This window comes from Streptomyces sp. NPDC003691, from assembly GCF_053981115.1.
In genome coordinates this window covers 45441-59114 of the sequence record NZ_JBSFNQ010000051.1, presented here as the reverse complement: position 1 = coordinate 59114, position 13674 = coordinate 45441, and the positions used below count along the sequence as shown (strand labels likewise).

Annotated in this window: 15 protein-coding genes and 1 pseudogene; 4 read left to right on the top strand and 12 right to left on the bottom strand. The window is 72.8% G+C overall.

Going from position 1 to position 13674, the window contains the following annotated elements; genetic code table 11:
- Positions 1-98: 98 nt before the first annotated feature.
- From ACWDR0_RS23000 to ACWDR0_RS22945, 12 genes and pseudogenes are all read right to left on the bottom strand, one after another.
- The gene (locus tag ACWDR0_RS23000) at positions 99-998 is read right to left on the bottom strand and encodes a JmjC domain-containing protein (RefSeq protein ID WP_456353611.1); all 900 of its coding nucleotides are present in this window, start codon (positions 996-998) and stop codon (positions 99-101) included.
- On the bottom strand, positions 995-1435 hold the full coding sequence (locus tag ACWDR0_RS22995; protein ID WP_456353613.1) for a lasso peptide biosynthesis B2 protein: 441 nt from the start codon (positions 1433-1435) through the stop codon (positions 995-997). The genes ACWDR0_RS23000 and ACWDR0_RS22995 overlap by 4 nt, the downstream gene beginning before the upstream one ends.
- Positions 1436-1562: 127 nt before the next feature.
- Positions 1563-1643 (bottom strand): annotated as a pseudogene (locus tag ACWDR0_RS22990) (lasso peptide biosynthesis PqqD family chaperone); the annotation flags it as partial.
- 93 nt (positions 1644-1736) lie between these two features.
- Positions 1737-3545, bottom strand: a complete 1809-nt coding sequence (locus ACWDR0_RS22985) for an asparagine synthase-related protein (protein ID WP_456353610.1) — start codon at positions 3543-3545, stop codon at positions 1737-1739.
- A gap of 126 nt (positions 3546-3671) precedes the next feature.
- Complete coding sequence (locus ACWDR0_RS22980) at positions 3672-3791, bottom strand: lasso RiPP family leader peptide-containing protein (protein ID WP_456353609.1); 120 nt, start codon at positions 3789-3791, stop codon at positions 3672-3674.
- A 115-nt stretch (positions 3792-3906) separates the two neighbouring features.
- Complete coding sequence (locus ACWDR0_RS22975) at positions 3907-4914, bottom strand: AraC family transcriptional regulator (RefSeq protein ID WP_456353608.1); 1008 nt, start codon at positions 4912-4914, stop codon at positions 3907-3909.
- Positions 4915-5505: 591 nt separating this feature from the next.
- Positions 5506-6552 (bottom strand): zinc-binding alcohol dehydrogenase family protein, encoded by a 1047-nt coding sequence (locus ACWDR0_RS22970; RefSeq protein ID WP_456353612.1) that lies wholly within the window; start codon positions 6550-6552, stop codon positions 5506-5508.
- A gap of 316 nt (positions 6553-6868) precedes the next feature.
- On the bottom strand, positions 6869-7807 hold the full coding sequence (locus ACWDR0_RS22965; RefSeq protein ID WP_456353607.1) for a ketoacyl-ACP synthase III: 939 nt from the start codon (positions 7805-7807) through the stop codon (positions 6869-6871).
- Positions 7804-8052, bottom strand: coding sequence for a phosphopantetheine-binding protein (locus ACWDR0_RS22960; protein WP_456353606.1), 249 nt, complete (start codon positions 8050-8052; stop codon positions 7804-7806). Before ACWDR0_RS22960 ends, ACWDR0_RS22965 begins: the two co-directional genes overlap by 4 nt.
- Complete coding sequence (locus ACWDR0_RS22955) at positions 8049-8354, bottom strand: biotin/lipoyl-containing protein (protein ID WP_456353605.1); 306 nt, start codon at positions 8352-8354, stop codon at positions 8049-8051. The genes ACWDR0_RS22960 and ACWDR0_RS22955 overlap by 4 nt, the downstream gene beginning before the upstream one ends.
- Entirely contained in the window at positions 8351-9331 is a 981-nt protein-coding gene (locus ACWDR0_RS22950) for an alpha-ketoacid dehydrogenase subunit beta (protein WP_456353604.1), read from the bottom strand. The genes ACWDR0_RS22955 and ACWDR0_RS22950 overlap by 4 nt, the downstream gene beginning before the upstream one ends.
- A complete protein-coding gene (locus ACWDR0_RS22945) occupies positions 9328-10170 on the bottom strand; it encodes a thiamine pyrophosphate-dependent dehydrogenase E1 component subunit alpha (RefSeq protein ID WP_456353603.1) in 843 nt (280 codons plus the stop codon). The genes ACWDR0_RS22950 and ACWDR0_RS22945 overlap by 4 nt, the downstream gene beginning before the upstream one ends.
- Positions 10171-10710: 540 nt before the next feature.
- On the opposite strand from ACWDR0_RS22945, the gene ACWDR0_RS22940 reads away from it, so the two are divergent.
- The 4 genes from ACWDR0_RS22940 (at position 10711) to ACWDR0_RS22925 (ending at position 13667) form a co-directional block, all read left to right on the top strand.
- The gene (locus ACWDR0_RS22940; RefSeq protein ID WP_456353602.1) at positions 10711-10926 is read left to right on the top strand and encodes an MbtH family protein; all 216 of its coding nucleotides are present in this window, start codon (positions 10711-10713) and stop codon (positions 10924-10926) included.
- An 85-nt stretch (positions 10927-11011) separates the two neighbouring features.
- Positions 11012-11740, top strand: a complete 729-nt coding sequence (locus tag ACWDR0_RS22935) for an LmbU family transcriptional regulator (protein ID WP_456353601.1) — start codon at positions 11012-11014, stop codon at positions 11738-11740.
- A 75-nt stretch (positions 11741-11815) separates the two neighbouring features.
- Positions 11816-13402 (top strand): amino acid adenylation domain-containing protein, encoded by a 1587-nt coding sequence (locus ACWDR0_RS22930; protein WP_456353600.1) that lies wholly within the window; start codon positions 11816-11818, stop codon positions 13400-13402.
- A gap of 34 nt (positions 13403-13436) precedes the next feature.
- Positions 13437-13667: a phosphopantetheine-binding protein gene (locus ACWDR0_RS22925; RefSeq protein ID WP_456353599.1), complete on the top strand. Its 231-nt coding sequence runs from the start codon at positions 13437-13439 to the stop codon at positions 13665-13667.
- Positions 13668-13674: the final 7 nt, after the last annotated feature.

Sequence of the window (13674 nt, the reverse complement as noted above, 5' to 3'; positions counted from 1 at the left end):
ACCCTCAGCAACGCCGAGTGCGGCTTCTCGTACCGCCACAGCCTCTTCAAGGAGCACCCCGACCGCGGCCGGAACGGCCCGGCGTCCGGCCGTACACCTCATCCGCCGGGCGGCGCCCCCGTCTCCATCAGCTCCTCCTCGACCAGCCGGAGCAACTCCTCCACATCGAGACCGCCGAGGGCCGCGGAGAGTTCCCGGGCCACCTCCGCCGCCCGTTCGCGCCGCCCGCCCACCGGGCCCCGGTCGAGCCCGGTCCGTACGCCCCGGGCCGCCCGCTCGAACAGGGCGACGACGAGATCCCTGGTCCCGGGTTCGCGGACCACGAACGAAACATGGGTGCTCGCCCGGCCCGTGGCGCGCGCCGTGTGAGCCGCTCCCGGCGGCAGATAGAGCGCCTCACCCGTACGCAGGACGATCCGGTCGACCGGCGTATCCGGGCCCCCGGCGGCACCGGGGCCGCCGGAGGGGAGCGCGCCCGTGGTCCACCAGTACGCGGGGGCCTCCCGTTCCACCTGCCACTCCTTCGAACCGGAGATCTGCACGGCCACCACGTGCTCGCCGTCCCGGTGCCAGCCGAGGCCCGGATGGCGGGCCGGGGTGTGGAAGACCGTCGTGCCGCACGAGGCGCGGAGCGACGACGAGATATGCCCGGCGACCTCGCCGAGCGGTTCGACCAGTTGGTGGGCCCGGTAGACCATCACCGTGGCACCCCCGGCCACCAGAGCACGGGCCTTCGTCCGGTCCAGGGGCCCGGCCGGCCCCTCCGGAGGGCCCTCGCCGGAGGTGACTTCGCGGTCCGGGATCTGCCGCCCGTCCCGGGCGAAGGAGACCAGCGGCGGCCGGAGCGACTCCTCGTCGAGCAGCCGGTCGACGGTGATCCGCCGGAGCGTGCCGAGGAACGCGGGAGCGACCGTGATCCGGCGGGTCCGACGGCCCCAGTCCGCGGCGAGGCCCGCACCGTCGTCCGTGAGCGGGCCGAACCCCCGGGACACGCTCATGACCGCACCCGCTCGCGCGGCCGGGGCGCAACGACCACCAGCCGGTGGAAGGAGGCGAGCTGCGCGGTGTCCTCGTCCACCGGTACACCGTCCACCTGTACCCAGGCGTGCGCGGTGAACGGCTCGGTCCGGACCCCGACGACCCACTCGGGCCAGGTGCCGGTCATCCGGCACAGCAGAGCCGTGGCTATCGACCGTTGCAGACACCACGGCCCCGTGCACATCACGCTGGCGTGGAGTACGGCGTTACGGGCCCGGCGGGCTTCGTCCGGGCGACTCGCCCGGGCACCTCCGCGTACGGCGCGCAGGAGCGCGAACTGCCGCTGCGGGGTGAGCCTCGCCGCGCCCCGAGCCAGCAGGACGGCGATCCGGGCCGGCGGGCGCAACCAGAGCGGGGGCGCCGAGACATGCCGCTCGTTGACCATCGAGACGCTCACCGGGCCAGCAGCTTCGCGTCCGTGAGCCGTCCCACCAGTGCCCGCACATCCGTGGCGGCCTGTTCGGCCGGGGCGCATCCGGATACCGCTCCCGGAGGCGCAGCGCCGCCGATTCCACGGTCTCGCCGCTCAGCAGCATCCGGACCACCTCCGAACCGGTGCCGTTGAGCTGCCAGTACCGTCCGGTCCGCTCGTTCAGGAACACCATGCCGTCCTCGGACTCCACCATCCTGACGAAGGGGGACAGGGCTATTTCCGGCATCGGGCTCTCCAGGGCTCGTGTTTCGGGGAGGGTGCGTGGTCAGGACGGACGCGGACCGGCCCGGTCCGGGAGGGACCGGAGCCATGCCTCCAGGGCGATCGTCTTCTCCAGCGGGGCCATCAGCATCGGATCGGGCATCGCCCCGGTGAGCGCGCGACGGACCTCGGACGGGTCCACCAGACCCCTGGCGACCAGCCGTGACTCCTCGAACATGGCCCGGACCGTAGCGAGGTTGCGGCGTCTGCCCTCGTAGACGTCCATGGTGAAGTGGCTCTTGGTGGTGCGGTCGAGGACGTAGTCGGGCACGGTGCCGCGCAGGGCGGCCGCCAGGACGGGTTTGTGCCGGTCCGCCGAGTGCCGGTCCGCCGGCCGGACGGACAGCGCCGCCCGTACGACACGGTCGTCGAGGAACGGTGCCTCGAAGCTCACTCCGAAGGGTTCGGCGAGCGTGTTGGCGAACCGGAGAAGCCGGCCGTTCTCCTGGACGCAGCGGAGGATCTCGTGCTGGACGGCGTCCCGCGCCAAGGGCGGCGGGCCCGCCCCGGCCGTGCGGCGGATCGTGCCGCGAACCAGGGCCGCGGTCTCCGGTGACGACCAGCGCGGCAGCTTCGGCAGGGGTTCCCAGCCGATCTCCGACCGGGGGTCCGCGGGCGTCAGCAGCCCGTCGGCCGACCGGTACAGCCAGTCCGCGTAGGAGGGGAAGCGCCGGACGACCCGCGCGGTCGTGGCCAGTGACCAGCGCCGTCTGGCCCGCATCGCCCGTACCAGCCCCAGCGAACCGACCGGGCGCCGCCGCACGGCCGTGTTCACATAGGCCGCCGTCCCGGTGGCCGCCAGCTCGTCGCTGCCGTGCCCCTGGAGATGCCGGGTGACCCCGTGCGCAGCCATGGTCCGGGCCACCACTTCCATGTACCGGGTCAGTGCGATGAACGGCGGAGGTTCGTCGGCGGTCAGGTCGGTGCGGTCCACCCCCTCGTAGTGGAGGGTGGCCGAGCCGGGGTCCAGCACCACATGTTCGGCGCCGGGCAGATCGGCGCCTGCCCGGTGGGCCACGGGGTCGTCGCAGTTCGCCGGGTCCATGAGCCGGCGGCGTACGGTCACCAGACGGCTCCGTTGCCCGGCGGCGAGGAAACAGAGACTCGTGGAGTCCATACCGCCGGAGAGGTCGGAGCCGAGCACCGGCGCGCCGTCCGCGCGGGCCGCGACCGCCGCGACCAGCGCGCGCCGCAGCAGGGGCGCCGCGGTGCCGGCCGGTACCTCCGGCTCCGGAGGGCTCCACCAGCGCGCCGCGCGTCCGGTGCCGTCGGGGCGCAGGGTCAGACAGTGGGCGAACGGCAGTTCGTCGACCTCGCGCCAGACACTGAGGCCGGCCAGCGGCCACGGCGGCGCGAAGGCGAGGAGGTGCAGGGCGAGCTGCTCGTCGGAGAGGGTGAGCCGCCGCAGCCGGCCCAGCGCGGAGGCCCGGTTCGCCGCGACCGTGACACCCAGCACCGTGGTGGAGACCACCGGACGGCAGCCGGAGAGCGGGCCCTGCACCCGCACGGTGCCGTCGAGGGAGGCGATGAGATGGAAGGCGCCCGTGGTCTCCGCCGCGATCGTGTCGAGCTGCCCGGCGTGGTTCACCCGCTCCAGCCGGGCCCCGAGCCGCGCCTCCGTGGTGCCCGCCGGGCCGAGGAGCACGAGGTGCGACGTACCGGCCCGGGCGTGGATGATCTCGTGCGCGGGCCAGTTGCCGGTCAGCCAGGGCCGCCCGGAGTGGTGGTGCAGTGTGTTCCTGCGGAACTCCGCGGGCAGCCGGGCGGCCAGCCCGGCCGCGGCGGGATGGTCCGGCAGCACGACGAACTCCATGGCGGTTCCCCCCTCTGTCGGCGGACCCGGCCGGCGGGACCGGGCCGGAGCTGTGCGGCGCGTACCGGTGCCGCGGTGCGGTGCCGGGGGCCGGAGCCCGCCGGCGGCCGCACCGCGGCCGGGGTGTCAGCCGCCGAACGTGGTCCACAGATCGGGAATCCAGCCGACGGACACCCAGCGGGTCTTCTCGGAGAAGCCGCCGATCTCGAACAGGGCGGGCGTCTCGTACGGGGTGTTCGTGCTCATGGTGGCCACCTTCCTCTCTCGGTCGTGCGTCGGTCGTGCCGATGGTCGGTCTTGCGCTTCCAAGGCTCCCCGGCGGGCTCCGCCGCGTCGTTGCCCGGGCGCGCGGACGGTTTGTCTAAGCGCGCGCCAGCCGGTCATGGGCGGCCCGGTACTCACTCGGCGAGACGCCGTAGGTGGCCCGGAACAGCCTGCTGAAGTGGGGCTGGTCGGCGAAACCGCAGCGGGCCGCGACGGCCTGGATCGTCCGGTGCTGCTGGCGCGGATCCACCAGCCAGCGGCGGCACTGCTCCAGCCGCCTGGTCCGGATCAGCGCCGCGGGCGTCGTACCGGCCGCGGCCAGCAGCTCCTGGAGCCGGCGCAGGGACACATGATGGGCGGCCGCCACGGTCCGCGGCGTCAGCGACGGATCCCCCAGCCGGTGACGGACAAAGGCGTCGACCCGGGCCAGCAGCGCCTCGTGACCGTCGTCGGGCGTCGGTCCGGTCCGTACGTCGAGTTCCTGGGCGAGCAGGGCGGTCAGCAGCTCCAGGGCGACGCAGAACATCCTGTGGAGGGCGGCGGAACGGTACGGGGCGCCGCCGAGGGCGATCTCGCGCAGACAGCGGGCGAGGAGGGCGCCGATGCCCGTATGCCCGGGAAGGCGCCGGGCGACGACTCGCGCCACCTGCGCCGGGGGCAGCGGCAGCAGACCGCGGGGGAGTAGCAGCAGATCGTACGCGCCGCCCTCGTACCGGGCGGAGAAGGGCTGCGAGGAGTCGATCAGCACCAGATCCCCGGCGAGGAGCGTGCTCCGGTGCCCCGGCGCGTCGATGGCCAGAACACCGGAGCGGGCCGCCGCGACGAGATAGCACTCCGGGTCCGCCCGGCGGATGAGCCGCGGGGTGCGCTGAACGCTCAGCCGTGACGCCAGCGTCTGGGCGGACATCCGTACGGTGCCGGAGCCGCGTACGAGGGCCCGGGCCCGGAACTCCGTGCCGTCGGGGCACCGGGCCCGGGCGGGGAGGAGCGCCCGTCCGGTGAATTCGCGCCACCGGTCGAACCGTTCTTCGGCGGGCAGGCCTTCGGTGGTGAAGGCCGCTCCGTCCATCGTGCCGGGATCGGTCGTGTCGTCGGTATCGGTCACAAGGTCTCCCCGGGACTGGATGTCGGTGAGACCCGCTGCAGAGCGTGGCCGGGTCGCCGTCGCGGGAGTGCGGACGGCACCGTTGCCGGGTCGCCGGGACGGGGGGTCCGGCGAACTGCCCGGCCGGAGGCACGGGACGGCCGTCGCGGTCGCCGTGGCGGTTCCGCAGGTCCGGGGCAATGTCACCGTCGTGCGGCCGGTCCGGTGCGATTCCCGTCCGCCCGGTGCGGCCCCGTACCGGGTACGGGGCCGGGGCGGCGGGGCGTGCCCTGCGGGGTCTGCGGGTGGACGCCGGCCGACATGGCACCGGGTACCGTCACCGGGCCCGTCGTCCGTTCACCCCAGACTGTCTTCGGGGGCGGTACCCGCGCAAGACCCGTGAGCCGTCCCGGACAACCCGGGCTGCCGTTCCCGCAGGTCCGCAGTGGGAAGGGGCAGGTTGTCAGGTTGTCCGTACACCGGCCTCCCGCCGTCCGGGACGGCCGGCGGCCCCGAACACGCCGTGCCCTCCCGGCCCGCGCCCGCGGCGGCGCGCAGCACGCGGGCCCGGGCTCGGCCCCTGCCCGGCGGCCGCCCGGGACACCGGGGCGATCAGAGCGGATTCACCCGGTACATCGGAAAGTAGGAGCCGATCCGGCCGTTCGCGTAGTCGTCGGCCAGTTCGGGCACCCGGTCGAAGTCGTAGACCACCTCGGACCCCTTCGGCGCCATCCAGCCCTCGGCCTCCTGGAAGTCCCGGATCCCGGGTGAGTCCGGCAGCCGCCACACATGGGTGTTCACATGGATGTGCCGGGCGATGGACTCGGCGCCGCGCAGGTGCGACAGGCGCATCCCCGCCTTCCAGCCGCAGGTGGTGACGACGCCCTGACGGGCCAGGGCCGCCAGGGTGACGTCGTACAGGGGTTCACCGATGTTGTCCACGAAGACGGCCACCCCGTGGCCGTCGCTCAGCTCCCGTACGACGTCCAGGAACTCCCCGACCGACGCCCGGCGGAGCGCGTGCCGGTCCCGGTCGGCGCGCAGGTGCCGGGCGGGCAGTGAGAGGCCGGGGAACCGGCGGCGGTCCACCGGGACGATGCCGTTCTCGCGCAGGAAGGCGAGGCGCGCGTCCGAGCCCGCCGTCATCGCCACCCGGAATCCGGCGCGCTGGGCGAGCATCAGCTCGGCGAAGGCCACCCCGCCGCCCCAGCCGAACACCAGATGGCGGGCCGGATCGTCGTCGGTGATCTGCGTGCGCCAGCAGCCGTACGCCTTGGCCCAGTTGTCCCAGGCGGTGAAGTACCGCCCGTACGAGGCCCACTGCGCCAGGGAGTACGCCGTACCGTCCGGGATCGGCAGCAGCAGCCGGGCGTCCATCCTGGACCGCCTGGCCAGCAGCCCCACGGTGTCCGGGCAGTCGTAGGCGTAGGCGAGTTCGGCGTAGCCGAAGCGGTCGGTCCGCCCGAACGGCAGCAGCAGACAGAGGTCCCCCTCCCGGATCCGGATGTCCCGGCCGCCCCTGTTCACGTCGAGGACCCGGACCACTCCCAGGTTGCCCAGGACCACGGCGTCCTCGCCCCGGCTGCTGCACACGTCGATCGGCGAACGGGCCAGCGCGTGGTCCATATTGGCTTCCCAGGAGCCGAGGATCGGCTCCACCAATGCCTCGCCCTCCGCCGGCGGGCCGAGGGGGAACGGCTCGCGCCGCAGCACACCGCCGCCGGCGCCGCCGGTCGGGCCGGCGGTCGCGCCGGAGTGGAGGACCCAGGCGTCCGGTGAGTGGATGACGACCTCCCGTGGTCGTGGTGGTGGTCGGTGACCGGTACCGGACTCGTCCCGGTACCGGGGGCTGCGGCGTCCCGGCCGTCCCGGCCGTCCGGACAGCACTCGGCGGGTGGCCGGACCGCGGTCCGTACATCACCCCGGCGGTGGCCGGGCCGTGGTCCGGGCACCGGTCGGCCGGACTCCGGTCCGGTCAGAGTGGTCCGGCGGCCGGCAGCCGGTAGTCCACCGAGACTCCGCCCCATGCCTCGCCCGCGCCGTAGGCCACCGCCCCGAGCCGTCCCGACGCGGGCAGGGAGCCGCTGTCCAGCTCGTCGGCGAACGCCAGCGGGATCGACGCGGACGACGTGTTCCCGCGGTGCGCGATCCGCTCCACGAAAGGCACGCCGAGCCCGGCCGTGAAGCCGCGGACCTGCCGGAGGATGCGGCCGTTCGCCTGATGGCCGACCACGACGGTCGGCGCGGGGCCGTGGTCGAAGAGATACCGGGTGGCCTCCGTCATCCGCCGCACGGCCCGGTCGTACACCTGGGCCCCGTCGAGACGGATACCGCCCGGTACGGTCTCCCGCATCAGTTCCCCGCCGGAGCCGTCGCAGCCGGCGGTCCGGCAGAAGCCCGAGAACTCCGCCCGGTCCTCCAGCAGGACCGCCGCGGCGCCGTCGCCGAAGAGGCACGCCGTCCGCCGGTCCCCGGGGTCCACCATCCGGGACATCGCCTCCACCGTGCAGACCAGCACCGACCCGGCCCCTCCGGCATCGCAGAGCGACAGCCCGGCCACCAGCCCGTAGACGAAACCGCAGCAGGCCGCGTTCATGTCGAAGGCCAGGACGGAGGTGTCCAGACCGGCGAGCTGGGCCACCTTCTGCGCCAGGCCGGGGACCCGTTCCCGGGACGAGGTGCTGACGACGATCAGCGCGTCGACCGCGGAAGGGCCGCCCCTCCTGGTGACGACGGGCGCACAGGCCTCCGCCGCGACCTCCGCGAGCGATGCCTCCGGCGGCAGCCAGGAACGGGTCTCGATGCCGCTGCGGCGGCGGATCCACTCGTCCGTGAGCCCGAGCGGCGCGAAATGGGCGTTGTCGACGGTCCGGCCCGGCTTCGCGGTGGCGATGTCGACGAGACCCGCGCTCATGTCCGCTCCGCCAGCTTGATGAAGTAGGCGCTGAACTCGTCCAGGAACGCGATGCCCGCGGTCTCCCTGAGATCGCCCTTGACCTGGAGTTCGCGTTCCAGGAGCTGATGCAGCTCGACCAGGTCGAGGGAGTCGAGGTCCAGTTCGTCGACGGGCCTGGCGAGATCGCCGGGGCCCAGCGCCGGGTCCCGCTCGCGCAGCTTGGCCAGCATGGTCTCGGCGATACGGCTTTCGATGTCGCTCATCGTCCCTCTCCACTCCCGTGACGCGCTCGCTCCGGATCCGGGCCTCCGGGGAGCTGATCGGCGGCCAGCCGGTACAGCGGCTCACCGGGCCGGAGGATCGTGCCGACCGCCGCGGAGTGACCAGCCATCAGACCGCCGCGCTCCGCCACGATCTCCGTGCTCGCCTTGTCCGTCTCGACGAGCGCGACGACGTCCCCGCGCTCGATCCGGTCACCGACTCCGGCGACCCATTCGATCAGCAGCGCCTCTTCGAGACCGTGCCCGAAGCCGGGTACCCGCACCTCCACGGGGGAGCCGCTCACTCCGTCATCACCCGCACCTCTTCCATGATCTTCTCCACTCCGATCTGGTACTCCTGCTCGAAGTCCGCCGGGGGATAGGCGCGGCGGCCGGGCGCCAGCCGGCGGACCGGCCCCCGGAGGAGACCGGAGCCGTGCTCGGCCACCGAGGCGGCGACCTCGGCACCGACGCCGAGGTCCTTGGGCCCCTCGTGGACGATCAGCAGCCGCCCGGTGCGGGCGACGGACTCCAGTACCGTCTCCAGGTCGAGAGGGGCCACCCAGCGCAGGTCCACCACCTCGACGTCGAGGCCCGGGCCGAGCGCATGCGCCGCCGCCAGGACGTCATGGGTCACGGCGCCGTAGGTGACGACCGTCAGATCCCTGCCGTGCCGGACCACCCGGGCACCCGTCGGCGCCTTCGCGGGCGCCGAGCTCCGGACCGGCCAGGTGCGCCGGAAGTACAGCCGGATGGGCTCGTAGACCACCACGGGCGAGCCGAGAGCCACCGCGTACCGCAGGATCTGGTCCGCGTCCTCGCCGGTGGAGGGACAGGCGACCGAGAGCCCGGGCACCCGGGCGAGCAGCGCCTCGTTGGACTCGCTGTGGTGCTCGACGCCGCGTACCCCGCCACCGGTCGGGATCCGGACCACCAGCCGGAGGCCGACCAGCCCGTTCCACCGGTCGCCGATCCGGGCCGCCTGGGTCACCAGCTGGTTCACCGCCGGATAGGTGAACCCGTCGAACTGGATCTCGCAGATCGGCACCAGCCCGCTGACGGCCATACCGACGGCCTGACCGACGATGGTGGACTCGGCCAGCAGCGCGTCACGGACCCGGTCGGCACCGAAGCGTTCCCGCAGTCCGCGGGTCACCCGGAACACCCCTCCCAGTCGGCCGATGTCCTCGCCGATCAGCAGCACCCGGGGATCCTGTGCGAGCAGGTCGGCGAGGGTCGCGTTGACGGCCTCCGCCAGACCGGCCTGCCGGGTGCCGCTCATGGCGCGTACTCCTTCACCAGCCGGTCGCGGTGCTCCCGTACCTCCGCGCCGACGGCGTCGAACCACGCGGTGTCCACCAGACCCAGAGCCCGCAGCCGGGCCGCGTAGGCGTCCACCGGGTCCGCCGCCCCGGACCTGGCGATCTCGTCCCGGCCGCGGTACAGCTCCTGGGCGTCGGAGGTCGAGTGGCCGTGGATCCGGTCCACCCGGATCTCGACGAGAAAGGGCGCCCGCTCCCGCCGGATATGCGCCGCGGCGCGCGAACAGGCGGTGAAGACGGTCTCCGGGTCCTGCCCCGGGATCCGCACCGCTTCGATGCCGAAGCCCCGGGCCCGCCCGGCCACCGAACCCCGCATCTGCTCCCCGGACGGCTTCGAGATGGCCCAGCCGTTGTTCTGACAGACGAACAGCACGGCCGCCGACTCGACGGCGGCCAGGTTCAGCGCCTCCGACATATCGCCCTCACTGGTGGCTCCGTCGCCCATGTACACCACGACGAAGTCCTCACGCGCCTGAAGCCGCTGTCCGATCGAGTAGCCGACGGCGTGCAGTGTCTGGGCGGCCAGCACCAGGGTGTACGGGAAGAACCCGATCCGGAGCGGATCCCAGCCGCAGAAGGTGCGGCCGGCCCACTGCGCCAGCAACTCCACGGGCTCCACCCCGCGCAGCAGCGCGACCGCGTGCTCGCGGTAGCTGGGGACGACGGCCGGCCCCGGCCCGACGGCGAGAGCGGAACCCACCTGCGCCGCCTCGTGTCCGCGGCACGACAGCCACAGGTCCAGCGCGCCCTGCTTCTGGAGCCGGCACGCCTCGTCGTCGACGCCTTTCGCCACCAGCATATGGCGCAGAAGAGAGCGACGTGTTTCGTCGTCCGGGTGTTCTCCGTACTCGAACTCTCCGTACTCAAAGTCTGACTTCGGGACCATGGACCACCAGTCGCAGGTTCGTCGATGAGCTTTCCGCCGTCGGGTAATCGGCTCGGTATGCTCGCGATCGGCTCGGCGGAAGGGAATGGCTGAACTCGAATTCGAGCAGACCTATTCGTGGTTGCGGCCCGGCAATAGTGGCACAGAACCCCGGTGCGATACAGGTCGGACGGGTGTCCCGGGGTCCGGTGAATCCGCCGCACTTGCGGAATTGACCGGCCGGTCCTACGGTCGCCTACCGTGGCACCGGCGTTCCGGAGCGCCGCGTACCGAGTGTCCTGTCGACGGGACAGCACCGTTCGGGCCGGCACCGGTTCGGTGAACCGCCCGGCGTCCGCGTTTTCCGCTCGCGGACGCATCCCGCTTCGCCTTCGCCGCGTCTTCTGCGTCTTCCGTGTTTCTGTGGCTTCCGTGTTTCCGTGACCCTTCCCCCGAACCCCGAGGACGGTGGCAGTGAGCACCAACCCTTTCGATGACGAGAACGGCCGCTTCCACGTCGTTGTCAACGGCGAGGAACAGCACTCCCTGTGGCCGGTGTTCGCCCCGGTGCCCGACGGCTGGCACACCGTCTTCGGCGAGGCGTCCCGGGCCGAATGCCTGGAGTACGTGGAGAAGAACTGGACCGATCTGCGCCCGAAGAGCCTGCGGGAGGCCATGGCGGCGGACTGAGCCGGGCCGGGCCGGCCGCCGCGCGCCGGGGCCGGTCGCCGCACGCACACTCCGGGCAGGGGACGACGGTCGTGAGGGAGCTTCTGTGGGGACCGCGAACAACCACCGGTCCGGGGCGGCGGATACCGGCTCCGGAGCCGTACCGCGCCGCGCCGTACCGTCGTTCGCCGGGAACCGGGCGAGAACGGAGAAGTCGGGGATGCTCTTCCCGCAGGACCTGTCCCAGCGGTCCTGGGAGCGCATCGGGACCGGCCTGCGCGAACTCACGAACTCCTCGGCATGGTGGCTGGCCGACTGGCTGATCTTCGGAGAGGCCGCGTACGGGCTGCGGCGCTACCGGGAGGCGATCGAGCGGACCGGACTCGACTACCAGACCCTGCGCAACTACGCGTGGGTGGCCAGGAGGTTCGAGCACCATCGCCGGCGGGACGGCCTGAGCTTCGCCCACCACGCGGAGGTGACCCGGCTCTCGCCGCCCGAGCAGGACTACTGGCTGCGCCGGGCCGAGCAGCGGAAATGGTCGCGCAACGAACTCCGCCGGGCCCTGCGTGAGGGCCTGGCCGCCCAGTGCCTCCCGGCCCGGATCCTCCCGGGCGGCGGCAACGGCGAAGGCGGCAGCGGCAACAGCGAGGCCGGCAGCGAGGCCGGCGGCAGCGGCAAGGACGGCGGCGGCCCGCCCGGAACCACCGCGCTGACCATCGAGCTGCCGGCCGCCCATCTGGACCACTACGCGAAGATCGCCGCTTCGCACGGCCTGCCCGTCGGCGAGTGGGCGGCCCTGGTCCTCGCCACGGCCGGTGAACACCCGGCGTAGACCGTGTCCGCCCGGCCCCGGCCCCGCCCCCGGCGGCCGGGCGAATCGGACCCCCCGTCACATCGGAGCCGTTTGATGATCCTCCAGGGAAAGCGGGTCGCCCTGCCCTCGACGCCCGTCGTCCACCGGCGGTTCGAGGCGCATGCGCGGGCCACCCCCGATGCCGTCGCCGTCGTCTGTGCGGGGCAGCGGGTGACCTACGCGGAGCTGGACGCGCGGGCCAACCGGTTTGCGCACTTCCTCGTCGCGCGCGGCCACGGCCGGGGCGCGAAGGTCGGTGTCTGCCTGGACTACTCGGTGGACCTGCTGGTCGCGGTGCTCGGCACACTGAAGGCGGGCGCGGCCTATGTGCCGCTCGACCCCGCCTATCCGGCGGCCAGACTCCGGCTGCTGGCGGCACAGGTCCCCGGCCTCGCGCTGGTCGTGGCCTCACCGGCCACGGCGGAACTGATCGGACCGGTGGACACGGAGGTCGTGGACGCCGAGCGGCTCCCGGACACGCTCGCCGGTCTCCCGGCGGCCGCACCCGCCGTCCCGGTCTCCGGCGACGACATCTGCTACGCGGTCTTCACCTCCGGGTCGACCGGAACGCCGAAGGTCACCGCGGTACGGCACGAGGGCTGGTTCAACCTGCTGAACTGGCTGACGCTCGAATACCGGCTGCATGCCGGGTCGGACAATCTGGTCGTCAGCGCGTTCGGCTTCGACCTCTCCCAGCGCAGCCTGATGATGCCGCTGTTCTGCGGTGCCACCCAGTACCTGCTGCCGAGCCGCAACTTCGACCCCGCCCTCGCGTACCGGATGCTGGCGAGCCACGGCATCCGCACGGTGAACTGCGCATCCAGCACGCTCTATCTGCTGGTCGAGTGGGAGACCGCGTGCGGCGGTGATGCCCTCGCCCGGCTCGACTACGTGCTGTTCGGCGGGGAGCCGCTGCACATCGAGCGGATCGAACGATGGGCGCGCCGCCCCGGGAACCGCTGCACCCTGCTGCATCAGTACGGCGTGGCCGAGTGCACGGACGTCGCGTCCTCGTACGACCTCGCCGGTTACCGCCCCGGCCGGCACGACATCCCGCCGGTGGGCCGGCCGGCCCACAACACCGGGATCCATATCGTCGACGAGCGGATGCGGGGTGTGGCGGCGGGGGAGTACGGGGAGGTCTGCATCTCCGGGCTCGGCGTTGGTGCGGGCTATCTGGGCGGCACCGGTCCGGAGTCGGCCCGGTTCACGACGGTGTCCGTCGGCGGCGAGCCGCGGCGGCTGTACCGCACGGGGGACCGCGGCCGGGTCACCGGGGACGGCGATCTCGTGGTGGCCGGCCGGATGGACGCCCAGGTGAAGGTGCGCGGTATGCGCATCGACCCCGCCGACATCGAGCGCAGCCTGGGCAGACTGCCCGGCGTCGGGCAGGCCGCCGTGGTGGCGGGCCGGACCGAGGCCGGCGAGGCCGAGCTGATCGCGTTCATCGTGCCCTCGGGGGACGGGTCCGCCGAGCACGAGCTGCGGGCCCGCCTGCTGGAGACCCTGCCGCGGAACATGGTTCCGGCCAGGTTCCTCACCATTGAGCGAATTCCGCTGAGTCCGCATGGAAAGGCGGACCGCGCGGCACTGTCCGAGGAATTCAGAAAGCGGTATGCGGGTCGCGGGAGAAGCCTCTAGCCGAGGGGCCTTGATTGCGGACGGGAGGGCTGTGATGATTGCCGAGCGAGTGTGCGCCATCTGGTGCCGGGAACTCGATCTGGACGATATTCCGGTCGATGCGGATTTCTTTGCCCTGGGCGGCCAGTCCGTGATCATGGCGAGAATCCAGAGAAGTTATGTCGAGGAGTTGGGCATCGAAGTCCCGATCGACCGGATGTTTCTCAACCCGACGGTGGCGTCGATCTCCGCCTATATCGAATCCATGGGTGCGGTACCCCAGTAGTAAGAGA